24 protein-coding genes are annotated in these 24,557 nt (G+C 61.9%); 11 read left to right on the plus strand and 13 right to left on the minus strand.

All coding sequences use genetic code 11. The features are described from left to right. Nucleotides 1-1,635 carry a M28 family peptidase gene (locus tag LNV08_RS15265; protein WP_263534580.1) on the plus strand — a complete coding sequence of 545 codons (1,635 nt, stop codon included), beginning with the start codon at nt 1-3 and terminating at the stop codon, nt 1,633-1,635. Between the two features lie 90 nt (nt 1,636-1,725). Beyond that, nucleotides 1,726-2,151: a DUF4019 domain-containing protein gene (locus tag LNV08_RS15270; protein WP_263534581.1), complete on the plus strand. Its 426-nt coding sequence runs from the start codon at nt 1,726-1,728 to the stop codon at nt 2,149-2,151. Nucleotides 2,152-2,194: 43 nt separating this feature from the next. Here LNV08_RS15270 and LNV08_RS15275 read toward each other — a convergent pair whose 3' ends face one another. Continuing rightward, a complete protein-coding gene (locus LNV08_RS15275; RefSeq protein ID WP_263534582.1) occupies nt 2,195-2,362 on the minus strand; it encodes a hypothetical protein in 168 nt (55 codons plus the stop codon). A 132-nt stretch (nt 2,363-2,494) separates the two neighbouring features. Here LNV08_RS15275 and LNV08_RS15280 point away from each other — a divergent pair, with 132 nt between their 5' ends. The 4 genes from LNV08_RS15280 (at nt 2,495) to LNV08_RS15295 (ending at nt 5,084) form a co-directional block, all read left to right on the plus strand. Then, entirely contained in the window at nt 2,495-2,827 is a 333-nt protein-coding gene (locus LNV08_RS15280) for a hypothetical protein (RefSeq protein WP_263534583.1), read from the plus strand. Between the two features lie 21 nt (nt 2,828-2,848). Next, nucleotides 2,849-2,998 carry a hypothetical protein gene (locus LNV08_RS15285; protein ID WP_263534584.1) on the plus strand — a complete coding sequence of 50 codons (150 nt, stop codon included), beginning with the start codon at nt 2,849-2,851 and terminating at the stop codon, nt 2,996-2,998. A gap of 446 nt (nt 2,999-3,444) precedes the next feature. Continuing rightward, on the plus strand, nt 3,445-4,074 hold the full coding sequence (locus tag LNV08_RS15290; RefSeq protein WP_263534585.1) for a lysophospholipid acyltransferase family protein: 630 nt from the start codon (nt 3,445-3,447) through the stop codon (nt 4,072-4,074). Beyond that, nucleotides 4,071-5,084, plus strand: coding sequence for a phosphatidate cytidylyltransferase (locus LNV08_RS15295; protein WP_263534586.1), 1,014 nt, complete (start codon nt 4,071-4,073; stop codon nt 5,082-5,084). The genes LNV08_RS15290 and LNV08_RS15295 overlap by 4 nt, the downstream gene beginning before the upstream one ends. Nucleotides 5,085-5,299: 215 nt before the next feature. Here the strand turns inward: LNV08_RS15295 and LNV08_RS15300 are convergent, their stop codons facing one another. From LNV08_RS15300 to LNV08_RS15310, 3 genes are read right to left on the minus strand one after another with little or no spacing between them, the layout of a single operon-like run. Next, nucleotides 5,300-5,596: a hypothetical protein gene (locus LNV08_RS15300; RefSeq protein ID WP_263534587.1), complete on the minus strand. Its 297-nt coding sequence runs from the start codon at nt 5,594-5,596 to the stop codon at nt 5,300-5,302. Next, nucleotides 5,593-5,892, minus strand: coding sequence for a hypothetical protein (locus LNV08_RS15305; RefSeq protein ID WP_263534588.1), 300 nt, complete (start codon nt 5,890-5,892; stop codon nt 5,593-5,595). The genes LNV08_RS15300 and LNV08_RS15305 overlap by 4 nt, the downstream gene beginning before the upstream one ends. Before the next feature lie 7 nt (nt 5,893-5,899). Then, entirely contained in the window at nt 5,900-8,863 is a 2,964-nt protein-coding gene (locus tag LNV08_RS15310; protein WP_263534589.1) for a beta strand repeat-containing protein, read from the minus strand. 830 nt (nt 8,864-9,693) lie between these two features. Between LNV08_RS15310 and ruvC the strand changes: the two genes are divergently transcribed. From ruvC to LNV08_RS15325, 3 genes are read left to right on the plus strand one after another with little or no spacing between them, the layout of a single operon-like run. Further along, nucleotides 9,694-10,242 carry a crossover junction endodeoxyribonuclease RuvC gene (ruvC, locus tag LNV08_RS15315; RefSeq protein ID WP_263534590.1) on the plus strand — a complete coding sequence of 183 codons (549 nt, stop codon included), beginning with the start codon at nt 9,694-9,696 and terminating at the stop codon, nt 10,240-10,242. 12 nt (nt 10,243-10,254) lie between these two features. Next, nucleotides 10,255-10,770 carry a PH domain-containing protein gene (locus LNV08_RS15320; RefSeq protein WP_263534591.1) on the plus strand — a complete coding sequence of 172 codons (516 nt, stop codon included), beginning with the start codon at nt 10,255-10,257 and terminating at the stop codon, nt 10,768-10,770. Beyond that, on the plus strand, nt 10,763-12,292 hold the full coding sequence (locus tag LNV08_RS15325; protein ID WP_263534592.1) for a PH domain-containing protein: 1,530 nt from the start codon (nt 10,763-10,765) through the stop codon (nt 12,290-12,292). The genes LNV08_RS15320 and LNV08_RS15325 overlap by 8 nt, the downstream gene beginning before the upstream one ends. Nucleotides 12,293-12,295: 3 nt before the next feature. Here the strand turns inward: LNV08_RS15325 and LNV08_RS15330 are convergent, their stop codons facing one another. The 3 genes from LNV08_RS15330 to LNV08_RS15340 all read right to left on the minus strand — a co-directional run bounded on the left by LNV08_RS15330 (nt 12,296) and on the right by LNV08_RS15340 (nt 14,062). Beyond that, the gene (locus LNV08_RS15330) at nt 12,296-12,802 is read right to left on the minus strand and encodes a PEP-CTERM sorting domain-containing protein (protein ID WP_263534593.1); all 507 of its coding nucleotides are present in this window, start codon (nt 12,800-12,802) and stop codon (nt 12,296-12,298) included. Nucleotides 12,803-12,840: 38 nt separating this feature from the next. Next, nucleotides 12,841-13,128: a hypothetical protein gene (locus LNV08_RS15335; protein ID WP_263534594.1), complete on the minus strand. Its 288-nt coding sequence runs from the start codon at nt 13,126-13,128 to the stop codon at nt 12,841-12,843. A gap of 415 nt (nt 13,129-13,543) precedes the next feature. Next, the gene (locus tag LNV08_RS15340) at nt 13,544-14,062 is read right to left on the minus strand and encodes a lamin tail domain-containing protein (RefSeq protein WP_263534775.1); all 519 of its coding nucleotides are present in this window, start codon (nt 14,060-14,062) and stop codon (nt 13,544-13,546) included. A gap of 122 nt (nt 14,063-14,184) precedes the next feature. Here LNV08_RS15340 and LNV08_RS15345 point away from each other — a divergent pair, with 122 nt between their 5' ends. Both LNV08_RS15345 and LNV08_RS15350 read left to right on the plus strand, forming a co-directional pair. Then, the gene (locus LNV08_RS15345) at nt 14,185-15,942 is read left to right on the plus strand and encodes an ABC transporter ATP-binding protein (protein WP_263534595.1); all 1,758 of its coding nucleotides are present in this window, start codon (nt 14,185-14,187) and stop codon (nt 15,940-15,942) included. Then, nucleotides 15,929-17,698, plus strand: coding sequence for an ABC transporter ATP-binding protein (locus tag LNV08_RS15350; RefSeq protein WP_263534596.1), 1,770 nt, complete (start codon nt 15,929-15,931; stop codon nt 17,696-17,698). The genes LNV08_RS15345 and LNV08_RS15350 overlap by 14 nt, the downstream gene beginning before the upstream one ends. A 15-nt stretch (nt 17,699-17,713) precedes the next feature. Here LNV08_RS15350 and LNV08_RS15355 read toward each other — a convergent pair whose 3' ends face one another. The 6 genes from LNV08_RS15355 to LNV08_RS15380 form a co-directional block, all read right to left on the minus strand. After that, on the minus strand, nt 17,714-17,899 hold the full coding sequence (locus LNV08_RS15355) for a hypothetical protein (protein WP_263534597.1): 186 nt from the start codon (nt 17,897-17,899) through the stop codon (nt 17,714-17,716). Nucleotides 17,900-17,904: 5 nt separating this feature from the next. Then, nucleotides 17,905-18,840 carry a UDP-3-O-acyl-N-acetylglucosamine deacetylase gene (gene lpxC, locus LNV08_RS15360; RefSeq protein WP_263534598.1) on the minus strand — a complete coding sequence of 312 codons (936 nt, stop codon included), beginning with the start codon at nt 18,838-18,840 and terminating at the stop codon, nt 17,905-17,907. A 17-nt stretch (nt 18,841-18,857) separates the two neighbouring features. Further along, entirely contained in the window at nt 18,858-20,885 is a 2,028-nt protein-coding gene (locus LNV08_RS15365; protein WP_263534599.1) for an ATP-binding protein, read from the minus strand. Nucleotides 20,886-21,041: 156 nt separating this feature from the next. Continuing rightward, nucleotides 21,042-22,274, minus strand: a complete 1,233-nt coding sequence (gene ftsZ / locus LNV08_RS15370; protein WP_263534600.1) for a cell division protein FtsZ — start codon at nt 22,272-22,274, stop codon at nt 21,042-21,044. A 191-nt stretch (nt 22,275-22,465) separates the two neighbouring features. Then, nucleotides 22,466-23,695: a cell division protein FtsA gene (gene ftsA, locus LNV08_RS15375; RefSeq protein WP_263534601.1), complete on the minus strand. Its 1,230-nt coding sequence runs from the start codon at nt 23,693-23,695 to the stop codon at nt 22,466-22,468. A 12-nt stretch (nt 23,696-23,707) separates the two neighbouring features. Further along, nucleotides 23,708-24,550, minus strand: a complete 843-nt coding sequence (locus LNV08_RS15380; protein WP_263534602.1) for a cell division protein FtsQ/DivIB — start codon at nt 24,548-24,550, stop codon at nt 23,708-23,710. Nucleotides 24,551-24,557: the final 7 nt, after the last annotated feature.

A 24,557-nucleotide genomic window follows, 5' to 3' on the forward strand; every position in this document is an offset into this window, starting at 1 on the left:
ATGCGCTTCAACGCCCTTCTTTTCAGCCTGACCGCAGCCCTGTCCTTGACCGGGCCAGCTTGGGCGCAGAACGCCGCGAGTGCTGGCCCTGTCGTGGATGAGGTGCCGCTGCGCGCCCATTTGGCCTTGCTGTCCTCTGACCTGTTCGAAGGCCGCGGCACCGGCCAGCGCGGCGGCGAGCTGACTGTCGCCTATCTGGAAACGCAGGCCAAGGTGCTGGGCCTGCAGCCGGCTGCACCCGGCGGCAGCTACCGTCAAGCCGTGCGCCTGCTCGGCACACGCACGCTCCAAGCTCAAAGCCAGCTGCGCATCGACGGTGACAGCAAGAGCGGGCCCATGCCTGTGCTGAAGTTCGGCAGCGACTGGGTCTACGGCAGCGGCAACGCCCAGGCGATCAATGCCTTTGGCGAAGAGCTGGTGTTTGCCGGCTACGGCATCAGCGCGCCCGAGGAGCGCTGGGACGATTTCAAAGGCCTGGACTTGCGCGGCAAGGTCTTGATCGTGCTGGCCAACGATCCCTACCCCACCGAGGCCGAACCCGGCCGCTTTGCCGGCAAGGCCATGACGATTTACGGTCGCCGGGCTTACAAATTTGAGGAGGCGCTGCGCCGCGGCGCCAAGGGCGTATTGGTGCTGCACACCGAGGCCTCCACGCTGAGCAGTTGGAGCGTGGTCAGCCAAGGCGCTTTGAGCGAGCAGTTCCAGCTCGACGGCGGCAAGCTCGGCCTGCCCCTGCAGGGCTGGATCAGCCAGCCGGCAGCCCAGCAGTTGTTTGCCAGCGCCGGCCTGGACCTGGACGCTTTGCGCGCACAAGCCGAATCGCGCGAGTTCAAGCCCGTACCCTTGGGTCTGCGCCTGCAGGGCGAGCTGCACACCGAACTGCGCCGCCTGGAGCAATTCAATATTGCCGGCCTGGTGCCGGGCAGCGACCCCAAACTCAAGGACGAGTTAGTCATCTACACCGCCCATTGGGACCACATCGGCAAGACGACGAATGCGAGCGGCGAAACGCAGATCTTCAACGGCGCGGTGGACAACGCCTCGGGCACCGCCGCCCTGCTGGCCATGGCGCAGGCCGCCGCGCTTCAGCCGGCGCGGCGCAGCCAGATGTTCCTGTGGGTGGCGGCCGAGGAGCAAGGCCTGCTGGGCAGTGCCTGGTACACGCAGCAGCCGCTCTGGCCGCTGGCGCGCACGGCGGCCAACCTGAACCTGGACACCCTGAACTTTGTCGGCCGCACCCGCGACATCGGTGCCCATGGTGCCGAGCGCAGCGACTTGGGCGCTGTGGCCGCGCAGGTGGCCGAACAAATGGGGCTGAGCATCGCGCCGCCGCGCGTGGACGTCGGCGGCTACTACTTCCGCAGCGACCATTTCAGCTTCGCCAAAGCCGGCGTGCCGGCCTTTTCGGTCAGCAGCGGCAGCCAATACCACGGCGACGTCGCCGCGCAGACCGCCAAGCGCGCCGCCTACGGCCAGCGCTACCACCAAAGCAGCGACCGCTACGACCCCAGCTGGGACCTCTCAGGCATGCGCGAGCAAGCGCAGTACACGCTGACCTTGGGGCGCTCGATTGGCAATGCAGAGGCCATGCCGGCCTGGAAGGCCGGCGACCCGTTTGGCGCAGTCAAGCGCTAAGTATGCTCTGCTTGCGTAACACGCTATGTGCTTGGATTGATGCACCAAGGGTGTAGCATCTCATTCCACTTGCTAGCTTGAGGGGCCCACATGCATTTACCCAGAAGACTCGCTCTCGCTAGCGGCATCATGTTCGCGGCCGGCGCGGCCTTCGCTCAAGACCATCAGGAAGCCCAGGCGCAGGCAAAATTGGCCGCAACACAGTGGCTGGCCTTGGCTGATGCAGGGCAGTTTGGCGACACTTGGGATCAGGCCGCCGCACCCATCCAGGCGCTGATCAGCAAGCCCAAATGGGTGAGCGTTTTGCAGGCCGTGCGCACGCCGCTGGGCAGCGTCCAGACGCGTCAGCTGAAATCGGCTGATTTCACCAAGACATTGCCGGGCGCACCGGACGGCGCGTATGTCGTCATTCGCTTCGAGACCCAGTTTGCCAACAAGGCCAGCGCCGTTGAGACCCTCACGCCGATGAAGGGCGAGGACGGTGCATGGCGGGTTTCGGGCTATTTCATCAAGTAGCAGCCCGTTCGCAATGAATCGTTTGTTCGGTTTGGTCGGCTTTTTAAGCTTTTGGGCCCGCCTGCGCGGCCACCTCGTTTCCCGGCGACGCCTGTGCTTCCTGGTCTTCGTCGGCGGCCTTCATCTCTTGCTGGTGTACTTGCTGCTCGATGCCCTGCATCGACAGCCAAGCAACCCTGCGCGGAAAGCTGCGTATCTTGTCACCGTCCAACTCGCACCTGCACAGCCGGTCCAAAAGGTGCGCCCGGCGAGGCCTTCGAAGGCGAACCCCTTAGCCGCCCGAGCAAAAGCATCGCCCCCGCAGATAGCCAATACCGAAGCGCTCGTCTCGACCGAGCTTGTCGTGCTGGCCGACACCGCTGCGACCGCCGCTTCCGCGCCGCCTGCGCTAGCTGGACTCAACCCCGATGCCACCGGCCGCGCCCTGCGGGAGGCGGCGCACAACCCGTCGCTGGCCTATCGCGCTCGCGTGCGCGACGGCAAGGCAGCGGCCACGATTGATCAGCGCTTGGAGGCCGGCGTGACGACCGCCGGTCGGCGTGATTGCCTGAACGGCAAGCTCAACCCTGGAGCCCAAGGCGACAGCACGGTCAAGTATTCGCCTATCCCCGTCTCCGGCATCCTCTTAGCGCCCTTCATCGTTGCCGACGCGGCACTGGGCAAGTGCGGCCTCTAGCTCCACCACGATGCCATGCTCATGAATCATCCCGCGCTGCAACCCAATTGGGACTTTTCAGGCATGCGAGAGCAAGCGCAATACACGCTGACCTTGGGGCGCTCGATTGGCAATGCCGAGACGATGCCGGCCTGGAAGGCGGGCGACCCGTTTGGCGCTGTCAAGCGCTAAGGATTGCAGCCACGCTTACCTTCCATTCGGCGCTTTCATCCAATAGATTACCTGCAGCAAAACGCAATGCTACTCATGACAAGACCCTGCCCAAACTGTCAAAGACCGCATGGCTTTTCCAATTGGGCCGCAGCGAACTCATCGGTGATGCGACCGTTGAAATGCAAACGCTGCTCGCAGTTTTTTCACCAGACCGGACTGCAGGCATGGTTCTGGTTCATGACCATCTTTCCAACGGGCTTGTTTTTCTCGCTGCACTGGGCCTTGGGCGTGGCAGCAATCGCGATTGCACCCAGCACGATGCTCGCATACGTCAGCCGAAAGTACCCACTCGTGGCCGGCCCAAAGCATGGCTGAAGCTAGCGATGGAGTTTGGCTAAGGCCGAACTTGCACGTGCTGCCTGAAGCTCGTTTGAGTGCCACACAAACTTCGCTACCATGGCCCCATGTCGTTAGCTCAATTCACAGGACTGGCTCTGGCCGGCATCGCCCGCCTGATCACGGGCGCGCAAGGTCATTGGAAGGGCTGCCCGCCGATGGCGGAGCAGCGCATTTATTTCGCCAACCACCAAAGCCATTTCGATTGGGTCCTGATCTGGGCCGCGCTGCCGGGTGACCTGCGGGCACAAACGCGGCCGATCGCGGCGCGCGATTACTGGACCAGCAGCCCGCTCAAGGCTTGGATTACCAGCGCAGTGTTCAATGCGATCTATGTTTCGCGCACCCGGGCCACACCGGATGAAGATCCGCTGGAGCCATTGATCGAAGCCCTCGCCCAAGGTGACTCGGTGGTGATATTCCCCGAGGGTACGCGTTCCAACAAGGGCGAGCCCCAGGCCTTCAAGGCCGGTCTTTTCCACCTGGCCGAGCAGTTCCCGCAGGTCAAGCTGATCCCCACCTGGATCGACAATGTGCAGCGCGTGATGCCCAAGGGCGAAGTGGTGCCGGTGCCGATCTTGTGCACGGTGACCTTTGGAACGCCGATGCAGCTGGCCCCCGATGAAGACAAGCGGGCGTTTCTTGCCCGTGCCCGCGCCGCTGTGCTGGCGCTGCGCCCCGACGGAGGCCGCGCATGAACTGGGACTGGCTTAAAGCACCCAATCCCCTGAGCGCCTGGACGGCCAGCGAGCAAGTGGGATTGCTGTTCGTGATCCTGTTCGGCGTTCTGCTGCTGACCAGCATAGGCAGCTTCCTGAACAGTTTGCGCGAGGCGGGCGGCGGCCAGGATGCCTTGGCGGCTCAAGCGCGCCGCCAGCGCTTTGCCCATGAATTGAGGCTGGCCTGGTTTGGCTCCACCGTGTTTTGGCTGGCCTGGGTGGCGGGGCCGATCGGCGCGACGCTGCTGTTCGGCGTGCTCTCCTTCCTGGCCCTGCGCGAGTACATCACCCTCTTGCACACTCGCCGGGGCGACCACCGAAGCTTGCTCTTGGCTTTCTTTGTGATCTTGCCCATGCAGTACGCATTGACGGGCGGGCGCTACTTCGATTTGTTCTCGGTGCTGATCCCGGTGTACAGCTTTCTGGCGATTCCAGTCGTCAGCGCCTTGGCCGGTGACCCGGCGCGTTTTTTGGAACGTAACGCCAAGATTCACTGGGGCATCATGGTCTGCGTGTACGGTCTTTCGCATGCGCCGGCGCTGCTCTTGCTGGAGTTCCCTGGCTACCTGGGCAGCGGCGCTTTTCTGCTGTTCTTCCTGGTGGCGGTGGTCGCTTGCGGGCAGTCGGCGCAGCTCGCCGCCACCCGGCGCCTACGCAGGCGGCCGCTGGCACGCCAGATCAGCCGTGACTTTTCGATGCGCGCCTGGTGGATTGGCGCGATCGCGGCCGGCCTGGCCGGCGGCGCCTTGTTCTGGATCACGCCCTTCAAGGCCAGCCAAGCGATGCTGATGGCTTTTGTCGCCTCCGGCGCGGGCAGCTTCGGCGGGCTGATCATGCAGGCCCTCAAACGCGATGCGGGCGTCAACAACTGGGGCAATCTCAGCGCCATCACCGGCGCCGTCGGCCTGCTCGACCGCATTGCGGTGCTGTGCTTCGCCGCACCGGTGTTCTTTCACTCGGTACGCTGGTATTTCCAGTTGGCACTTTGAGCGCTTACTGGCGGTGGATGTTGGGGCGGCGGGCGGCTGCCACGTGCCTTGAGCTGCTGCCCATCACGCCAGATCAATCGTCGCTGAAGGGCTGTAAGCCGAACTTGCATGCCGCCAAAGTAAACACCAAAGGTCGTCCTGCGATGGACGCCAATGAGCGAGAACTCGTGGCAAAAAAGCGGCCTTCAAATTCACATCTCTTACGACAAAAAGGCTTACTTGGCCTTGATCGTGATGCCCTGTCTCTGCAACTCTGCCACCATGCGCTGGGCATTGGCGTTGCCTTGTGTGGCAAGTGCCTGGGTAGCGTTGACCAGTGCATCCCCTTGTTCGCGCAACTTGGCAGCCTTTTCCAGTGTTGGGGCCAGTGCCGCAGACTGTGCGTTGAGCTGGTTGCGTTCGGCCACCAGTTGCACTGCCTGAAAGCCTAGCCAGCCCACCAGCGCCACGCCCATCAAGAGCACGGGCACAAAGGGGCTGCGGGTGTCATTGCTGTTCATATTGGCGCTCATGGTTTCTCAACGGCAGCAGCCGTTGCCGGTGCTGGGTTGGGCGTGACTTTCAGGCCCAAGCTGCCCAGCATGTCAATCAGCGCACGGTCATTGTCTTTGAGGGCCAACTGCGCAAGCGAGGTGGCGATGTTGGTGTAGATGCCTTCCAACTGGCCGGTTTGCTGCAAGTAGCCCTGTTTTTGGGCCAGCTCGGCCTGCGCTGTTTGGTTGGTGCTCAGGAGCACACCATTGAGCAGGGCCAGCACCACGGCAAGCGCTGCCAGTAGGGTGGTCAGGATGTATTGCGCTTTAGTCATGGGCAAATTACACGCTTACTGCGCTGCGGCGACGGCGGACCATGGCGCCCATCAACGCCAAACCTGCCAGCAGCATGGCATAGGTTTCTGGCTCGGGCACGGCAGACGTAATCGCCACACGCACCGTGCCATCGGTGCTCAGGTGCGAGAAGTCCAGCTTGCTTTTGTCATAGCCCGTCACAAAGATGCTGGAGTAGCCGTCTTCTGCAGTGCCAAACGAGCCGCTGAAACTGTTAAAGCCAAACAGTGCAAAGCTAGTGCCCTGCGCAGGCACATAGCTGCTGTCAAAGGCAAGGTTCAGCTTGCCATTGAAGGTGAGCGTGTTGATGCTAATCAGCTGGTCGTACTGGGTGCCAGGTGTGGCGCCAAAAAACTCCATGTTCAGCACCGATGTGCTGTCAAACGTGGCATTCCCGCCGCTAAAGCTGAACGCTGCCGGGCTGTTGCCGGGGTTGAAGGCGGCTTTGAAGGCAAAGTTGCCCGCAAAACTGCCAGCACCATTCACATCGTTCATGAAACTCAGGGTGCCTGCGCTGCCCGCCACAGTGCCGTTGTTGGTGAAGTTGCCCTGCACGCTGCTGTCGCCACTGAAGGCAACGGTGCTGTTGTTGACCGTGCCGCCCACCGTGCTGATTTGACCGCCCTGACCCAAGTTGACCGTGCCGTTTTGTGTCAAGGTGTCTGCGCTGAGCACGCCACCATTCAGATTCAGGGTATGTCCCGCGCCAAGGCTCAGGTTCTTGGCTACGTTCAATGCCTGGGTGCTATTCAGCGTGGTGGTGCTGGCCAGCAAACCGGTACCCAAGGCTGCGTCGCCTCGGTAGCCCAACGTGCCGCTGGCCCAGTTGAAACTGCCAGCAGACGTTTCACCGCCACTGGTTTGTAGCGTGCCGCCGCTGAGTGCAATGGTGCCCGCAGCAAGGGTTCCACCATGGGTATCCAAGGTATTGCCCGTGCCAATGTTGAGAATTTTGGCAACATTCAAAGCTTTACCGGACGCGAGTGTGGTCGTGCTGGCCAGCAAACCAGCGCCCACGCTGGCATTGCCGGTATAGCCCAGCGTTCCCTGGTTCCAGTTGAAGTTGCCGCCATCCAAAGAGCCGCTAGCAATTTGCAGCGCACCGCCACTCAGAGCCAAGGTGTTACCACTACCCACACTGAGATTTTGGGCTACGTTCAATGTCTTGCCGGAGCCGAGTGTCGTGTTTTTAGCCAACAGGCCCGCAGCACTTAAGGCTGCATCGCCGGTGTAACTCAGTGTTCCCTTGCTCCACGTAAAGGTACCGCCGCTATCCACCGCGCCAGTTTTGACTTGCAGTGTGCCTCCATCCAGGGTAAGGGTTGAAGCATTGACAACGCTGAATTTCGCTCCTACAGCGAGTGTCTGCCCGGCGCCCAGTGTGGTGGTTTTGCTCAATAAGGCGCTATTCAGAACAGCGTCCCCAGTGAAGCTCAGCGTGCCAGCCGTCCAAACGAGTCTGGACAGAGGTACGAGTGTTACGCCGGCGTTGTTATTGGGCAGTTCCAAGGTGCCGCCAGCCAGATTGACTGTGCCTTTGGCACCGATGTTCAGCGATGACGCTGTCACTTTGCCAGAATCCTGAATGTTCAGGGTGCCGGTGCCATTCAACCCAACAGTTAAGGTAGAAGAGCTATTCCACTGCGAACCAGCGCCCTTAACTGTGAGGGTGCCGGTGGAGTTTGTGGCGTTTCCGACAATGCCTTTTTGGGCACTCACCACACCACCTTCTTCGATGTTCAGAGTGCCGGTGGTAGTAAAGGCGCCACCTATGATGATCTGGTTGGAAAGGTTCCACTGGGAATCCGCACCGATGACGTTGACCACGCCGATACCCGCAGAGCCATTCTGGCCGACAATGCTGTTGACACTATTCACAACGCCACCAGTTGTGATGTTCAGAGTGCCCTTACTGGAAGCAACAGTACCAAGGTTTAGATACCCAGTAGTGTCCCAACGCGACCCGGCGCCAGACACGTTAACTGTGCCTTGGCCAATACTAGTTTGCCCGGTACTGCCAGTCACCCACCCACCGTTTTCAATGTTCAGGACGGCACCTGTGTTTTTGACGCTTGCGCCAACGGTGAGGTTCCCGGTGTTGGTCCACTTGGAGCCTGAACCGGTCACATTGATGGTGCCATTGCCGCCGGTTAAGCTGCCGCCGGGCGAGCCGCCTAATGCGGCGCCATTGGTGGTCACGGAACCGCCATTTTCGATGTTCAGTGTGCCAGTGCCCCCATTACCAATCGTCAGGAAACCTGCGTTTGTCCACTGCGAGCCCGCGCCAGTGACCTTGACCGTGCCGGTGCCGTCTTTGGATTCACCGACTCTGCCATAGAAGTTACTCACCACACCGCCGTTTTCGATGTTGAGCGTACCGGCTCCGCTCCTACCGACGGTCAGGTCAGCCGCGTTGGACCACTGCGAGCCCGCGCCGGTGACAGTTGCTTTGCCATTGCTGCCTGAGTAATAACCAATATCGCCGCCTGCACTCGATACATACCCTGCATTTTCGATGTTCAGGGTACCGGTGCCGGCCTCTCCAACGTTCAGTGCGTCTGAGTTGACCCACCGTGAAGCCGGGCCACCACCAGTGGCCTTGCCAGTCACGTTCACGGTGCCAATGCTGCCCAAAAGGCGGCCGATCATTCCGCGGCGGTTACTCACAGCCCCACCGCTTTCGATATTCAAGATGCCGATGCCGCTGTTGCCAATGGTGAGATCGAAGGTGTTTGTCATCTTCGTGCCGGCGCCAAGCACGTTGTAAGTCTCGGTGTCCCCCGCTAAGTTCCCCACAAGAACACTATCAAAAGTGTTTTTCACTTCGGTGCCCGTTGCCACCGTGGTGGTTTTGTCGGCAGCGAAGCCAGGTGCAAATGCCACCAGCAGGCTCAGGGCCAAAGTGCTTTTTGCGGGCAAACGAAGGCGGCTAAGGCCCAAAGGCTTTGTCATGGAACATCCTTGAAAAACGGATTGAATGTGCATACATCCCATGGCGATATGAATCGCTACTGCAGGGCGAGCTTTGGTTCAGCTCTTTAATGTGGCGCGATTATCAGTAGCAAAAACACCATGCCTTTGGTTGAATCCGCGTGTTGTTAAAACTTTGGCGAGCCCTCTGTGCATTAGTTCAAACCTTTGCCACTTTTCTGCGGCGCCCTGGATGCTTAGGCTGCTTTGCACAGTTTCCATGGACTGAGGCCAGATCATCGAGCGAGCCAACACAGCAGAATTTCCAACTACCCGCAGAGTGAATACAGCCGGGAGTTTTTGGCAATTAGGCTTTGACCTGGGCTATGTACCTGATGCCAACGGTGGTGAATCAGCGACTTGCTACGAGTGAATGCAATTTGAACCACTCCAAAGGCGAACTTCACTCATTGCGAATCTGGGATGACTCTCGCTCTTTTGCGCCTTCAGCACTAAGACTCCCGCCGCGGTGTTGCTGCCATCCACCTTGAGAATTTGGGCTTCCGCAATGGGCACGCTTCGCTCAGCCGCCAGCTTCTCAATGCAAACCCAAAGCTGCAACAAGTCATCAGCATTGCTTGAATTGCTCTCTCGCCCAAGCGGCAAAACGCCAGCGCCAGAATTACTGGCTGCCACCCAGGATCTCCTCCTGAACTGCGACACTGCGAGCCATGAGAATTCTTGGCATTGACCCCGGTCTGCAAACAACGGGTTTTATCTTTGGCACGGCGCTGTCGCGCCTTCAAGTCCGCCGAAGCGTTCTCAGCCGTCGCTGAAACCCTTTCCAACTTAACCCTCGTCGGATCTACACCTTGCGTATTCTTGGCATCGACCCCGGTCTACAAACCACGGGTTTTGGACTTATCGACGCCGACGGCCCGCGTCTGAGCTATGTGGCCAGCGGCACGATCAAGACCAGCGCGGTCGCGACCGGTGACTTACCGGCGCGCCTCAAAATCATTTTCGACGGCGTGCGCGAGGTGACGGCGCGCTACCAGCCGCACTGTGCGGCGGTCGAGATCGTGTTTGTCAACGTCAACCCGCAGTCGACCTTGCTGCTGGGGCAGGCACGCGGCGCGGCCATCACGGCGCTGGTGTCGAACGACCTGGCAGTGTCTGAATACACCGCGCTGCAGATGAAGAAAGCGGTAGTCGGCCATGGCCATGCGGCCAAGGAGCAGGTGCAGGCCATGGTGCAGCGGCTCTTGAACTTGCCGTCAGAGCCGGGCAAGGACGCGGCCGACGCGTTGGGCCTGGCCATCATGCATGCACACGCGGCCGTGTCCTTCGAGGCGATGGGCCGCAGCACCACCTTGCAGCGCCGCCAGCACGCGCAGTTCAAGGGCGGGCGTACTTACTGAGAATCCTTTTCTATGACGAACGAGTTCAATCAGCCGATCGAACGACTGCCTGCCTTGCTGCGTTACTGGCGTTGGCGATATGGCCTCAGTTGCGCTGTGCCGGGTCTCGCCCTGGCGCTCGGCGCATCGTTGCTACTGCTGCGCTCGGCCGCGGCCGGCAGGCATGGGCCGGACTTGGCATATGGGGTATTGCCGGCCCTGGCAGGCTTGGCCTTGCTCGGTTTCGCTTGCGGCTGGCGCTATGCCTCACTGCGCTTTGAACATTACCGCGCCGAGCACCATATCGGCGAAGGCGTGGTCTTGCGCAGCGGTGTTTGGTGGCGCAGCGAGGTCTGGGTGCCGATTGCGCGGCTGCAGCATTTGGACGTCACCCAAGGTCCGCTGGACCGGCGCTGGGGCATGGCGACCTTGAGCCTGCACACGGCCGGCAACCACGACCATCACATCCGCATCGATGGCCTGCCGCTGGCGCAGGCCCATGCCTTGCGCGAACAACTGTTACCTCGCCAAGCCCTTCAGCATGAGTGAAGCCTCGCAGTTGCAAAGCCTGCATCCGGCATCCTGGCTCTTCGGCATTGCCGGCTTGCTCAAGCAGATGCTGATGCCTCTGGTTGCCGTGCTGATTCTGGGTCACAAGGATGCGCAATGGGTGTTGTGGGCCTTGCCCGCCATGTTGGCATTGACGTTGCGCTCGGTGCTGCGGGCACGGGCTTTTCGTTACGAAGTCACCGGAGGCGAGTTGCTGGTGCGCGAAGGCGTGTTGGATCGCTCGCTGCGCCACATCCCGCTCGCGCGTATCCAGAACATCACCCAGCGGCGAATCTTTTTGCACCGGATTTTTGGCGTCACCGAGTTGCACCTGGAGTCGGCCGCCGGAGGCAAACCCGAGGCGGTGATGAAGGTGCTGAGCCTGGCGGCCGCAGCGCAGTTGGAGGCCTTGTTGCGAGGCGCTGTCAACCCGATTGAAACGACCGGAACCTCCTCGGTGACGCATGAGCCGCAACTCTTGTTCGCCATGCCCATGCGGGAGGTTCTGCTGCTCGGGCTGACCAGCAACCGAGGCAAGCTGATGCTGGCGGCCATGTTCGGCGCAGTGATGCCCAACCAGACCTTGCGCACCACGCTGCTGCAATGGTCCGAGCGACCCTTGACGGCGCTGAGCCGCGTCTTCAGGGCGGACCTGGAAAGCCAGGGCTGGCTGCACCTGGCCGCGCTGAGCTTGAGCCTCTTGCTGCTCGGACTATTGATGCTGCAAGTGCTGTCTGCTGCCATGGCTCTGATCAAGTTTCATAACTTCCGGCTTGAGCAGCAAGGCGAGCGCCTCTTGAGCAGCTCGGGCCTGAGCACCCAAACGCGCGCCGCCGTGCGCCTGCCCAGGCTACAGCGCTGGGAACTCAGCAGCAGCTGGCTGCAGCGCCGGCTCGGTCGCTGCCAACTCAGCGTGACGGTGGCCGGCCAACATGACAGCCCCGACAAGGCAGAGAAATTTGCCCGCTTCAGCGAGTTGGCACCGCTGGCCACACCCGCGCAAGCGCAGGCGCTGCTGCGCCTATGCCTGCCGCAGCTGGACTGGCAGGCCCTGGCCTGGCGGCCGCTGGGCGATGCGAGTTTGCGGCGCAGGCTGCTCGGCCAAGCGCGCTGGCTGCTGCCGCTGTGGGCGCTGGGCATGGCGGCCAATCTGGCCTTGGGCGCGCCGCTGCCCTGGCTGGCTGCGCTGTCGCTCAGCGCCCTGCTGCTGGGCGCTGCCGTGCTGCATGCGCGCGCCTGGGTCGGCTTTGCCGCCTACGCCTTGTCCGGCGACCTGATGCTTTACCGCAGCGGTGTGTTCACGCAGCGCTGGATCATCGTGTCGGGCCCCAAGCTGCAGAGTCTGCGCCTCTACAGCTCGGGTCTGGACCGCTATTTCGGCCTGCGGCATCTACAGGCCAACACCCATGGCGGGCTTGGCGGAAGCGGCTTGCAGCGTGCGCTCGACATCCCCTGCCTGCCGGCGGGCGAAGCCGAGTTGCTCCGCGCCGCTTTGTGGCGGGGTTTGCTGCAGACGCCCTAGGCCTCAGCCCAGCTGCGCGCGCCGGCGTGCCAGGGCGCCTAGACCCAAGAGACCGACCAGGCTCAGCGCCCAAGTGGACGGCTCGGGCACGGCGCTGACCGTCAGGCTGCCCAGGCTGTCCGCACCATGGTGGCTGTAGCTGAAGCCGCTGCTGCCCCAGACCGACAGCAGTTGCAGATAGCCGCCGGCCACACCAGCAAAGCCGGCATTGGGGCCGACCAGCGCGCCGCCTTCAAACTGGGCGTAGGCGTCGCTGCCTGGCGCCAAATGAAAGGTCTGGCCCAGGAAGCTAAGGTCCAAACTCTGCAACGCGACCGTCCCATCCGGGCCTGCCAGCAGGGCCGCTTGGTCGTCGTAGCTGAATTGCCCGGCGATGAACTCGCCGACCAATTTAGATGCCGTCGGGCTGAAATCTACAACGCCGCTGAAGTTGAAACTGGCCGCCGAAGCCGCCTGCGATGCCAAGGCCAAGCCGGCCGCCAAGGCGAGAGTTTTGAGATTGAAGATCATGATCTTGTTTGCTTTCAAAATGAGGGAGAGACGGTCACTCAGAACTTGTAGTTGGCAGTGCTCAGCTTGTCGCAGCTCAAGCCCTTCAATTGGACCAAGGGGCGGCTGCGTGTCACGCCACCAGTGCCGGCGGCGTTGATGCCGATCATGGCCGCGCCGTTTGCATTGCTGCAGACCACATGGCCGGAAGCCAAAGGGTCGGCGCTGCTGATGCCCAAAGCGCGCATCGACTGCCCCAGATCCAGCAAGTCATCTGCAGGCGTGAAGTCGGTGATGGTGTCGCCGGCATCGATCATGCTGGTGTAGACGAACTGGTCGGACCCCAAGCCGCCGGTCAGCGTGTCGGCACCTGCGTGGCCACGCCGCCATCGACTGTTGCCGCGCTGAAGGCACCGAGCGTGAAAGCTGCGGACCAGCTGCCGCTGATGGCAGCTGCATTGCCGACGCTGTCGACATCGCTGGCGGTGACGCTGAAGCGTCCACCCGAGCCGGCGGTGATGGGGGCTCCGGGCAGACCGGCACGATGGGCTTGTCAAGCGGCGGCGGGGTGCCGCCGCTGCAGACATTCAGAGCGGAAGCCGTGTTGCGCGGAGCCGGAGCTGCGACCGAAAAGTCGGCTTGGTCTTGATCGGTAGCGGTGCAGCCGCCCAGCGCGCGGATCGCGCCGGTGCTGTTGCTCACCGCTGGCGTAGGGCCGCTGCCTTCAGCAGGCGTGGCGCCAGTGCCATAAGCCACCAGATCCTACATAGCCGGAGCCGTTGCGCTGGCCACCGCCGACGTGGTGCTTGCCAACACCACCTTGCCGAAGGAGCCACTCATCGCTATGGAGCCCACCTTGTCTGGCGTCGGCAGATCGACCGTACCGCCAGCACCCTTGGACTCCTGCACCAAGAAATACTGACCCGGCTGCAAGATGACATCGGGTAAGACCGTGATGCTCGAAAAGCCGGCCGAAGCGCCAGCAGCGGCATATTGCACGCTCCAGCCCTTGAGCCTGACGGGCGCATCGCTGCAATTAAACAACTCAATAAAGTCATTCTTGAGCGTGGCGCCCGAGTTACCGCCTCCGCCATAGACTTGGCTGATGACAACATTGCTGGACGCAAAACGGCCGGAGCAGCAAACGCGGCGGCCAAAAGGCCGGCAATGGTTTTCAATTTCATGGGAGTTCCAGAACGGGAGAAAGGCGGTGCTTGAAACCCTTGCCTGGGATCTTTTTCGCGCCGATCCAAGCGCGCGTACGCATCGTTTGCCCTCCATCCGCCCAGCGAACAGCTTGCTCACGGCGCCCAAGGTGGCAGCCCTAGAATGCCGGTGCGGCTCCTGCACGCAATCTCGTCCTCCGATCGGCGCGGCCCTGAGCCGGCCTCATTGACAAATCCATGACCCTGAAACAGATGATCGCCGGCTTTGTGCGCCGGCATTGGGCGTCTTACGCGGCGTCGGCCTTGATGCTGCTGGGGATCGCTCTATTGACCGTGTGGATTCCGCGTCAGGTCGGTCACGTGGTGGACGGTTTGGTGGCCGGCTCGCTGCATGGCGAAGCGCTGCTGCGCCAACTCGCACTTTTGGTCGGCTGCGGCGTCTCGATCTATTTGCTGCGGGTAGGTTGGCGCCTGGCCTTGTTCGCTGCCGCCTACCGTCTGGGTCGCGAGTTACGCACCCGGCTTTACAAGGTCTTGACCCTGCAAGGCCCGGTATTCTTCCAAGCCAAGCGCACCGGTGACTTGATGGCGCTGGCCACCAATGACATCGACGCGGTGGAGATGGCCGCAGGTGAAGCGCTGCTGGCGGCTTTTGACGGCTCGCTGACCTTGATCCTCGTGCTGTCGATGATGACACTGGGCGTCGACTGGCGACTGGGCCTGGCCGCGCTGATCCCCTTCCCCTTCATGGCTTACGCGTTTTGGCGTATCTCCGAGAAAGTGCATCAAGCCTGGCAAAGCTCGCTGGGCCGCTTCTCGGGCCTGAATCAACATGTGCAAGAGGGTCTCGCCGGCGTGCGTACCTTGCGCGCCCTGGGGCTGACCGAGCGCAACGCGGCGCAATTCAGCGAGCTGGCCGACAGCGCCGGCGAGGCCAGTTTTCAGGCGCAGCGCTGGGAGGCTGCCTTCGAGCCAGCCGTGGGCATGACCTTGGGCGCAGCCTTGACCATCGCCTTAGGCCTGGGTGGCTATTTCGTCGCCAAGCAAGAGCTGACGATAGGCCAGCTGACCGCCTTCACCATGTATCTGGGCCAGCTGATCTGGCCGATGTTTGCGGCCGGTTGGGTCTTGTCCTTGCTGGAGCGCGGCCGCGCCGCCTGGGACCGTTTGTCGCCGGTGCTGGAGGCCCCCATAACGCTCAATGACAGCGGCTCGCAGCCCCTGCCCGCCAGTGCGACGCTACGCTTTGACAACGTCGGCTTCGGCTACGCGCTGGCCGAGCGGGCCGCGCTGAGCCAAGTCAGCTTGACGCTGGAGCCCGGTCAAACCCTGGGCCTGGTCGGCCCGACCGGCGCAGGTAAATCCACTTTGCTGCAGCTCGTATTGCGCCAGTTCGAGCCCAGCGGCGGCAGCATTCATCTCGGGGCCTACAGCTTGCCTGAGCTGAGCCTGCAGGCACTGCGCCAAGGCTTGGCCTGGGTGCCGCAGGAGCCGTTTTTGTTCTCGGCCAGCATCGCCGAGAACATCGCCCTGGCCAAACCGGAGGCCACGCCCGCCGAGATTGAGGCGGCAGCCCGCATGGCCGCCGTGCATGAGGACATCACGCGTCTACCGCAAGGCTATGCGACCGAGATCGGCGAGCGCGGCGTGACGCTGTCGGGCGGCCAGCGGCAACGCGTGGCGATCGCCCGCGCCCTGCTGTCCGACGCGCCACTGCTCCTGCTTGATGATGCCTTGTCGGCCGTGGACACCGGCACCGAGACACAAATCCTGGCCCATCTGCGCGAGCTCAGGCTGCTGCGGCCCGAGCGCAGCAGCCTGATCGTCAGCCACCGGCTCAGTGCGGTGGTGGACGCCGACCATATCGTCGTGCTGCAGCAGGGCCGTATCAGCGAGCAAGGCAGCCATGCCGAGCTGCTGGCTTTGGAAGGCGGCTGGTACGCCACGCAATGGCGCTATCAACAACTGGAGGCCAGCATCGATGCGCAAGACTGAAGCCACGGCCGCGGCTGAAAAAGAACGCCCTTGGGCCGCCGTCGGCCTGCTGATGGAGGCCGCCACACCCGAGAAGGCCACGCTTTGGCGCGGCTTGATCTGGCTGTTGCTGGCGGCTGGCTTGGAAGCACTCGGCCCCATCATCAGCAAGCATTTCATCGACACTTATCTGCAGCCACGCCATTTCGACGCCGGCGCGATGGCCCAGTTGCTGCTCGCGTTGCTCTTGAGCAGCTGGGCCAGCAGCTGGATACGCTTTGGCCAGCTCTCGCGCATGGCCGGCGTGGCGCGCCGCTCGGTCCTGCGCCTGCGTGAGAAGGTCTACGCCCATGTGCTGGCGCTGCCAATGAGCTACTTTGACAGTGCCATCACCGGTCAGTTGGTCAGTCGCGTGACGAATGACAGCGAGGCCGTCAACACCCTTTACCGGCAGGTGCTGTATGTGATGCTGGACTCCAGCATCGTGGTGCTGGGCTCGCTGATCGCGATGGCTTGGCTAGACTGGCGGCTGATGCTGATCGTCGCGACGCTGGTGCCGGCAATGGTGTTGATCATCGCGCTCTACCAACGCCTGAGTGCGCCGGCGGTGGCGCGCGCGCGCCAGCTGCGCAGCGACATCAATGCGCAAATGGCCGAGAGCATGGCCGGCATGGCGATGCTGCAGGCGGCCGGCGCCGCCCAGCGTTTTGGGGCGCGCTTCGAGCGCAGCAATCAGGCACACCTGAAGGCCCGCGTGGCCGAGCTCAGTGCCAATGCCTGGCTGCTGCGCCCAGCGCTGGACCTGCTCAATGTGCTGCTCTTGGTGACGGTGATTTACGGCTTCGGCCGGCGCGAAGTGAGCGGGCTGGAGGTCGGGCTGCTGTTTGCCTTCCTCAGCTATATCGCCCGCGTGGTGGAGCCTCTGATTCAGATCACCATGCAGTTCGGCCAATTGCAGCAGTCGATGATCGCGGCCGCACGGGTGCGCAGCCTGCTGCAAGAGAACGTGGCGCCTAGCCAAGCCGTGGCCGGGCACGCCATCAGCGCCGGCGCCATCAAGATCGAGCATTTGAGCTTCGGCTATGACGCACAGCGTCCGGTCTTGCGTGAGCTTGATCTCGATATTGAGGCCGGCAGTTTCATAGGCATCGTCGGCCACACCGGCAGCGGCAAGTCGACGCTGCTGTCGCTGCTGCTGCGCTTCTACCGGGCGCAAAGCGGGCAGATCACGATCGACGGCCAAGCCTTGGCCAGCTTCCCCGACGAAGCCTTCCGCGCCGCCGTCGGCCTGGTGCCGCAAGAGCCTTATCTGATGGCCGCCAGCGCGCGCGAGAACATCACCATGGGACGTCAAATCAGTGAGGACGCCGTGATCGCGGCGGCCAAGGCGGCCCGCGTTCACGATTTCTTGAGCGGCCTGCCGCAGGGCTATGACACCGTGCTGGGCGAAGGCGGTGCCCGCGTGTCTACTGGCCAAAAGCAGCTGATCGCCATGGCACGCGCGCTGGCCGGCTCGCCGCGCATCCTGTTCCTGGACGAAGCCACCTCGAATATCGACAGCGCCACAGAACAGACCGTCAGCGAAGCCCTGATCGCGCTGCGCGGCCGCGTCACCGTGGTGGCGATTGCGCACCGCTTGTCCACCATCCGCGAGGCCGATCAAATCATCGTGTTGAACCACGGGCATTTGGTCGAGCGCGGCAGGCATCAAGAGCTGATGGCCCATGCAGGCGGCGTCTACCAGCGCCTGGTTCAGCTGCAAGCGCTGGAGGAGTAGAAGAAGGCCGGCTCCCTAAAGCATCATCGCCAGCCGCTCCAGAATGAGCACCGCAAAAAAGCCCAAGCCGGCCAACACCGTCCACTTGATGACGATCACGCCGCGCTGGCGCCAGACCACCTGGCCGGTGCCGATGTAGAGCGCAAAACAAAGCACACCGGCGAACAGCAAAAGGCCCACGACAAGGCGAAAGATCAGCATTTCGACTACCAGGCCGGGGCCAGTTCCGCAAAGCCCTTGGGCGCATCGGCAGCGTCCTCGAAGCTGACAAATTCATAAGCCGAGGGGTCGGCAAACAGCGCGCGGAGCAGCTTGTTGTTCAGCGCATGGCCGCCCTTGAACGAGGTGTAAGCCGCCAGCAGCGGATAGCCCGCGACCTGCATATCGCCAATCGCATCAAGGATTTTGTGTTTGACGAACTCATCGTCATAACGCAGACCCTCAGCGTTCAGCACCTTGTAGTCATCGACGACGATGGCGTTGTCCATCGAGCCGCCCAGCGTCAGCCCGCGCGAACGCATCAGTTCGATATCGCTGGTCATGCCGAAGGTGCGGGCGCGCGCAATCTCGCGCTTGTATTGGCCCGAGCCCATATCGAACACATATTGCTGGCCGGTGGCCGAGACGGCCGGGTTGTCGAACTCGATCTCGAAGCTCAACGTGTAGCCATGATGCGGGCTCAGCTTGGCCCACATCAAACGCTTGCCTTCGCCCTGACGCACCTCGACCTCTTTCTTGACGCGCAAAAACTTCTTCGGCGCCGCCTGCTGTTCGATGCCGGCGCTTTGCAAAAGGTAGACAAAACTAGCGGCCGAGCCGTCGAGTATCGGCACTTCATCGGCATTGATATCGACATAAAGATTGTCCAGCCCCAAGCCGGCACAGGCCGACAGCAGATGCTCGATGGTCTGCACCTTGGGCGCACCGGGGTCACCCAAGGGGCTGACCGTGGTCGCCATGCGGGTGTCACACACCGTATCCACACGCACCGGAATATCGACCGGCGTGTTCAAGTCGACCCGGCGGAACACGATGCCGGTGTTGACAGGCGCCGGGCGCAGCGTCAACTCGACCCGCTGGCCGCTGTGGATACCGACGCCGACCGCCTTGGTCAGGGATTTGAGAGTTCTTTGTTGCAGCATGGCTTCAGTGTCGGTGATCAAGGTGGTGTTTGCTGATCCGGGGGCATTCTTTTGACGGGCAGGCGCAGGCTCAAGCGGGTGCCATGCCCCGGGCTTGAATCGATACGCAGCGAGCCACCCAGGCGCTGCGCGCGGCGCTGCTGGCTTTTCAAACCCCGCCCCATTTGGGCGCTGGTGATATCAAAGCCGTCGCCATCGTCCTCTACCCGAATCTCGACATAGCGCCCATGGTTGCGGGTCACCATGCGCACACGAGTGGCCCGCGCATGCTTGAGCACATTGCTGAGCGCCTCTTGCATCAATCGCAACACATGCAGGGCGTCGGGCGGCTCCAGCCATTCCAGCAGGGGCAGGTCTTGCACATCCCATTCCAGCATCAAGCCGCCCGCCTGCAGGCGTTTGCCCAGCCGGTAGCGCATGGTCGCCAGCAGTGCGACCAAATCATGTGCGACCGGCTCCAGGGAATCGATCACCAAACGCAAATCATCGACGCATTCGCGCAGCACCTCGACCACCTTGTCCTGCTCCATGCTGCCCTGCTCCACCGCCACCATCGCCGACAGCAGGGACGAACCCAGGCCGTCGTGCATATCCTGCATCAGGCGCTGGCGCTCCAGCAGCAAGGCCTGCTGGCGTTCGGCCTCGCGCAGGCGCTGGTGCTGCGCTTGCAACTCGGCGCTCTGCAATTGCAGTCGCGCTTCAAGCTGCTGATTCAACATCTCAACCTCTCTCAAGGCGCCCGTATAGCGGCCTTGCACCGCATACAGGAAACTCGCCAGCGTCAGCAAGGTTGCGAAGGGCAGCAGATAGATATGCTCGGGCCAGGCCCAGCCGGCCAAGAGAATCAGATCGTGCAGGCCCAGCGCCAAACTAAGCAGCAAACTCAGCGCAATCATGCGCAACTCGCGGCTGCCGTCGCGCCAGGCCAAACGCAGCACCAAGGCGACCGTCATCAGGCCGACCAAGGCATTGGCGCCATGCTGCAGCACTGGGCTGGCCAGCACATCATTCCACCAGGGCAGCGTCAGCAAGGCACTGAGCAGCACAAAGCCCAACATGGCCCGCTCAAGCTGCGCGAAGCGGCGGTGTGCAAAGCGCAAGGCGAACAAGAAGATCAACAACATCACCCAAGACAAGGAAGCGTTGCTGAGCCACCAGAACCACTCAAGGCCAGCCGGTGTGCGCGGCAAGTCCAGGTGGTAGTGAAGATTGCGCAGCAGCCAAACCAGGGACAAGAGCGCGAACAAGAAATAGGCCGGCTCGTCGCGCCTGCGTGCCCACAAGGAGAGCGAGAAAAGACCGAGGACGATCAAAGTTAGGCCGGTGGCCTGCGGGATTCCGATCTGCAGCCACCAGCGCCTTTGAAAGCGTATTTCAAGGTCTTCCCGGGCACCCAGCCAGACTCTTGAGACCGAGAAAGGCGCGCCCGTCACGACCGGCACCGCCACCACGACATCCATCATCTTTTGCTGCTGCGCCTCGGTCAGCGCCGCGGGCACAAGCGCCCAAAGTGGCCGCACCCATTGCTCGCGCGCACCGGCCTGGTTGTCGAAGACGGGCTGCCAACCCTCGTCGGTGCGCACCAAGACCGCCGCAGCCAGCGTCACCAGGCGCGGCATATACAGCGCCACGGACGTCGGCCAGCGACCCTGCTCGGGCACATAGCGGAAGCGATACCAACGCATCTGAAACGCGGCCTCGGCCGGCGGGCTGGGCGCCAATAAGGGGCGCCCGCTCAGATCGGGCAGTTGCACCCTCGTCCAGGCCTGCGGATCGCTGGGCGGCTGCAGTGCCTGCGGCAGCCCGCCACTTTTGCCTGCTGCACCATCCTTCGCCCGCAACGCCGCCCACCAGGCATCGAGGTCAGCGCGACTCCAGTTCGCGAGCGCCAATTCAGCCGTCACGGCCGGCTCACCGGCGTGCCGGGCGATCGGCTCGGGCAGGGGCATGGTTTGGGCGCCAGCCGCCTTATGCACTGCGCAACCACCGATGAGCGACAAGGCCAGCAGCAAGGCCGTCAAGCAGCGCATCAGCAGCGATCTCATCGTTTTGGTTGAGGCCAAGATATGTTCAGGCGCTTGCAAGGGCGGAGAGCTCAAGCAAAAAAGGCCCGAGCAAAAAAAGGCCCGGTTCGGTGCCATCGCTGCACCGAACCGGGCCTTCATTCTGCGCCCAAACCCACCAGGGTTTTAGGCTTCACCTCAATCGGCTTGCTTGCGCAGAAAAGCCGGAATTTCGATCTCGTCCATGCCGTTTTGCGACAAGGCCTCAACCTTGGCCGATGCGGTGCGACCGCGACCCTGCCACACGCTTGGGCCGCTTGAACCGGCGGCAAAGTCAGCGCTGCCGCTCATGCCAAAACCCATCGTCGATGCAGCGGCGCCGCCACGGCTCATCACCGTCTCGGTCAAAACCGGGATGTCATGCGTGCCGGTGCGCAGGCTTTGTTGCACCACGGTCAGTGGCGCCGCCGCCCGGGCACGTTGCGACAGGCCGGTGGCGATCACCGTCACGCGCAGCGCGTCACCCAGGCTCTCGTCATAGGCGGTGCCGTAGATCACATGCGCTTCTTCCGACGCATAACGCTTGATCGCGTTCATCGCATTGCGCGACTCGCTCAGCTTGAAGGTCAGCTTGCTGGCGGCAATCAAGACCAGCACGCCGCGCGCGCCGGACAGATCGATACCTTCCAGCAGCGGGCAAGCAACGGCCGCTTCGGCCGCCTTGGCTGCACGGTCCGGGCCGGTGGCTTGCGCCGTGCCCATCATCGCCTTGCCGGGCTCGCTCATCACCGTCTTGACGTCTTCAAAGTCGACGTTGACCAAGCCAGGGATATGGATGATGTCGGAGATACCGCCGACTGCGTTCTTCAGCACATCGTTGGCATGCGCGAAGGCTTGATCCTGCGTGACATCGTCACCCAAGACATCCAAGAGCTTGTCGTTCAGCACCACGATCAGCGAGTCGACATTGGCTTCCAACTCGGTCAGGCCAGCGTCAGCGGCCTTGAGGCGGCGCCCACCTTCGAACTCAAAGGGCTTGGTCACCACGCCCACGGTCAAGATACCCATTTCACGGGCGATCTTTGCAATCACAGGTGCCGCACCTGTACCGGTGCCGCCGCCCATGCCGGCCGTGATGAACAACATATGCGCGCCTTGGATCGACTCGCGGATGCGCGCATCGGCCTCTTCGGCAGCTGACTTGCCCATTTCAGGCTTGGCGCCTGCGCCCAAGCCCGAGGTACCCAGTTGCAGGAGCTGATCGGCCTTGGAGCGATTGAGTGCTTGCGCGTCGGTGTTGGCGCAGATGAACTCAACGCCCTGCACGCCTTGCGCAATCATGTGCTCGACCGCATTGCCGCCGCCGCCGCCGACGCCGATCACCTTGATTTGGGTGCCTTGGTCAAACTCTTCGATCATCTCGATCGCCATACAAATTCTCCTTCAGCTGTTGTGCCGCTGCCTAACGTGAAAAACTTCAGGGAAAACCCTCTTTTTTCACTCACCGCCGTTGTTTCCCGGCAGCTATGCGTGTTAGAAACATTATCCAAGATAAAGCCCATACATTTCAAAAAACTTGTGAGAAAACATCTCAAAATTTTCGGTGGGCCGCGCTTTTTGTCTTAAAAATTCCCCAGAAACCAATCTTTGGCGCGTCCGAACATGGTTTTCATCGAACCCGCTTGCTGCGCCGCCTTCAAACCCCGGGTGCGCGACAGTCTGGCTTCCTCCAGCAAACCCATCACGGCCGCCGAACGAGGGTTGGCCACCATATCGAAAAGGCCGCCGCTATAGGTTGGATTACCGCGCCGAACCGGCTTCAGGAATATGTCCTCGGCCAACTCGACCATACCCGGCATGACCGCCGAGCCGCCGGTCAAAACAATTCCCGAGGAAAGCAACTCTTCGTAACCACTTTCCCGAATTACCTGTTGCACCAAAGAGAATATTTCCTCGACACGCGGTTCAATCACGCCGGCCAGGGCTTGTTTCGACAACATCCGTGGCGCCCGGTCGCCCAAACCCGGTACTTCAACTTGAGCGGCCGGGTCGGCCAGCATTTGTTTGGCCACGCCATGCTCGACCTTGATTTCTTCGGCATCTTTGGTGGGCGTGCGCAGCGCCATCGCAATATCACTGGTAATCAAATCACCGGCAATTGGTATTACGGCGGTATGGCGAATAGAGCCTCCGGTGAATATCGCCACATCGGTCGTGCCAGCGCCAATATCGACCAAAGCCACCCCCAAATCGCGTTCATCGGCGGTCAACGCCGCGAGACTGGATGCGCTTGAATTCAAAACCAGTTGCTCGACTTCCAAGCCGCAACGGCGCACGCATTTGACGATGTTCTCAGCGGCGCTCTGGGCGCCGGTGACGATATGGACCTTGACCTCCAGGCGACCGCCGCTCATGCCAATCGGCTCTTTAACCTCATGGCCGTCAATGACAAACTCTTGCGGCTCCACCAATAACAGACGCTGATCATTAGGAATATTGATCGCCTTGGCGGTTTCAACCACCCGCGCCACATCGATGGGCGTGACCTCTTTATCCCGCACGATGACCATGCCGGTTGAGTTTTGGCCGCGAATATGACTACCGGTGATGCCGGTATAGACCTTGCTGATTTTGCAGTCGGCCATCATTTCGGCCTCTTTCAAGGCTTGTTGAATGGACTGCACGGTGGCATCAATATTGACCACCACGCCGCGCTTGAGCCCGGTGGAGCTGGCAACCCCGAGACCGGCAATGCGCAATTCGCCATTTCCCAGCACCTCGGCCACCACCGCCATGATTTTGGCCGTGCCGATATCCAGCCCGACGACCAAATCCTTGTATTCCTTGGCCATGCTTTTAATCCTTCAGTTTTTCTTCGATCGGCCATTCAATCCGGGTTTAACCTGACTGGGCGTTGTTGATATTCCGCTCAAGCGCACCGCATACCCCTCTGCATGACGCAGATCGGCTGACAACAATGGGGCGTGATTGAGCGAAGTAATTTGGGTAATCGAGCGGGTAAATTGCCCGAAGCGGGCCAGTATCTCGTCTTCGCTGCCGCGCCCGAGTTCGACCACGGCGCCTTTTTCAAAGCTCAGGCGCCACGATCCGCGTCCGGACAAGTCCAGTCGCTCGACCTGCTCGCCGATGGAGGCGCTGACGGTTTGCAAGCGCTGCCACATATGCAGCATCGCTGCGCTGGTGCCGGCTGGGCCGGCCAAGACCGGCAGGTCTTCGTCCTCGACATCGCCCAAATTGGCCTGAAAGACTTCGCCGTAACTGTTCACCAGCAAGCGATCGACATTGGCATCACTTTGCGCGTCGGCGCCCTCGGCCTTGGTTTCCCAATAGGCGCTGGGCTTGTGTTCTTCCAGTTTGACCAAGAGGCGGCTGGGCCACACACGCTGCACCACCGCGCGCCGAACCCAGGGCACTGACTCAAAAGCATCTCGGCCGTCTTGCAAGTTCATGCTTAAAAATGAGCCCGACAAACGCGGCAAGGCATTGGCTCGCAAAGAAGCCTCGCTATTGCGCGTCACATCGCCGTCCACCTGGATGGCGCGGATCGCAAAAACCGGCAATCTCACCACCCAGCGCAAGCCCAAGGCCGCCACCGCCACCAACATAGCCGCCAACAGCAGCGCCGTCACCGCATTCATCAGGCGGATATCGGGCGGCACAGAGATGGGCGTGCTGTTGCTGCGCATAGCTTTT

It is taken from the genome of Paucibacter sp. TC2R-5 (genome assembly GCF_025717605.1).
GTDB classification, from domain to species: domain Bacteria; phylum Pseudomonadota; class Gammaproteobacteria; order Burkholderiales; family Burkholderiaceae_C; genus Paucibacter_A; species Paucibacter_A albus.

Excerpts from the sequence above, each read along its gene's own strand:
- LNV08_RS15265 (WP_263534580.1), top strand. The coding sequence starts at position 1 with ATGCGCTTCAACGCCCTTCTTTTCAGCCTGACCGCAGCCCTGTCCTTG.
- LNV08_RS15270 (WP_263534581.1), top strand. The coding sequence starts at position 1,726 with ATGCATTTACCCAGAAGACTCGCTCTCGCTAGCGGCATCATGTTCGCG.
- LNV08_RS15285 (WP_263534584.1), top strand. The coding sequence starts at position 2,849 with ATGAATCATCCCGCGCTGCAACCCAATTGGGACTTTTCAGGCATGCGA.
- LNV08_RS15290 (WP_263534585.1), top strand. The coding sequence starts at position 3,445 with ATGTCGTTAGCTCAATTCACAGGACTGGCTCTGGCCGGCATCGCCCGC.
- LNV08_RS15295 (WP_263534586.1), top strand. The coding sequence starts at position 4,071 with ATGAACTGGGACTGGCTTAAAGCACCCAATCCCCTGAGCGCCTGGACG.
- LNV08_RS15300 (WP_263534587.1), bottom strand. The coding sequence starts at position 5,596 with ATGAGCGCCAATATGAACAGCAATGACACCCGCAGCCCCTTTGTGCCC.
- LNV08_RS15305 (WP_263534588.1), bottom strand. The coding sequence starts at position 5,892 with ATGACTAAAGCGCAATACATCCTGACCACCCTACTGGCAGCGCTTGCC.
- LNV08_RS15310 (WP_263534589.1), bottom strand. The coding sequence starts at position 8,863 with ATGACAAAGCCTTTGGGCCTTAGCCGCCTTCGTTTGCCCGCAAAAAGC.
- LNV08_RS15320 (WP_263534591.1), top strand. The coding sequence starts at position 10,255 with ATGACGAACGAGTTCAATCAGCCGATCGAACGACTGCCTGCCTTGCTG.
- LNV08_RS15325 (WP_263534592.1), top strand. The coding sequence starts at position 10,763 with ATGAGTGAAGCCTCGCAGTTGCAAAGCCTGCATCCGGCATCCTGGCTC.
- LNV08_RS15330 (WP_263534593.1), bottom strand. The coding sequence starts at position 12,802 with ATGATCTTCAATCTCAAAACTCTCGCCTTGGCGGCCGGCTTGGCCTTG.
- LNV08_RS15340 (WP_263534775.1), bottom strand. The coding sequence starts at position 14,062 with ATGGAGGGCAAACGATGCGTACGCGCGCTTGGATCGGCGCGAAAAAGA.
- LNV08_RS15345 (WP_263534595.1), top strand. The coding sequence starts at position 14,185 with ATGACCCTGAAACAGATGATCGCCGGCTTTGTGCGCCGGCATTGGGCG.
- LNV08_RS15350 (WP_263534596.1), top strand. The coding sequence starts at position 15,929 with ATGCGCAAGACTGAAGCCACGGCCGCGGCTGAAAAAGAACGCCCTTGG.
- LNV08_RS15355 (WP_263534597.1), bottom strand. The coding sequence starts at position 17,899 with ATGCTGATCTTTCGCCTTGTCGTGGGCCTTTTGCTGTTCGCCGGTGTG.
- lpxC (WP_263534598.1), bottom strand. The coding sequence starts at position 18,840 with ATGCTGCAACAAAGAACTCTCAAATCCCTGACCAAGGCGGTCGGCGTC.
- LNV08_RS15365 (WP_263534599.1), bottom strand. The coding sequence starts at position 20,885 with ATGAGATCGCTGCTGATGCGCTGCTTGACGGCCTTGCTGCTGGCCTTG.
- ftsZ (WP_263534600.1), bottom strand. The coding sequence starts at position 22,274 with ATGGCGATCGAGATGATCGAAGAGTTTGACCAAGGCACCCAAATCAAG.
- ftsA (WP_263534601.1), bottom strand. The coding sequence starts at position 23,695 with ATGGCCAAGGAATACAAGGATTTGGTCGTCGGGCTGGATATCGGCACG.
- LNV08_RS15380 (WP_263534602.1), bottom strand. The coding sequence starts at position 24,550 with ATGCGCAGCAACAGCACGCCCATCTCTGTGCCGCCCGATATCCGCCTG.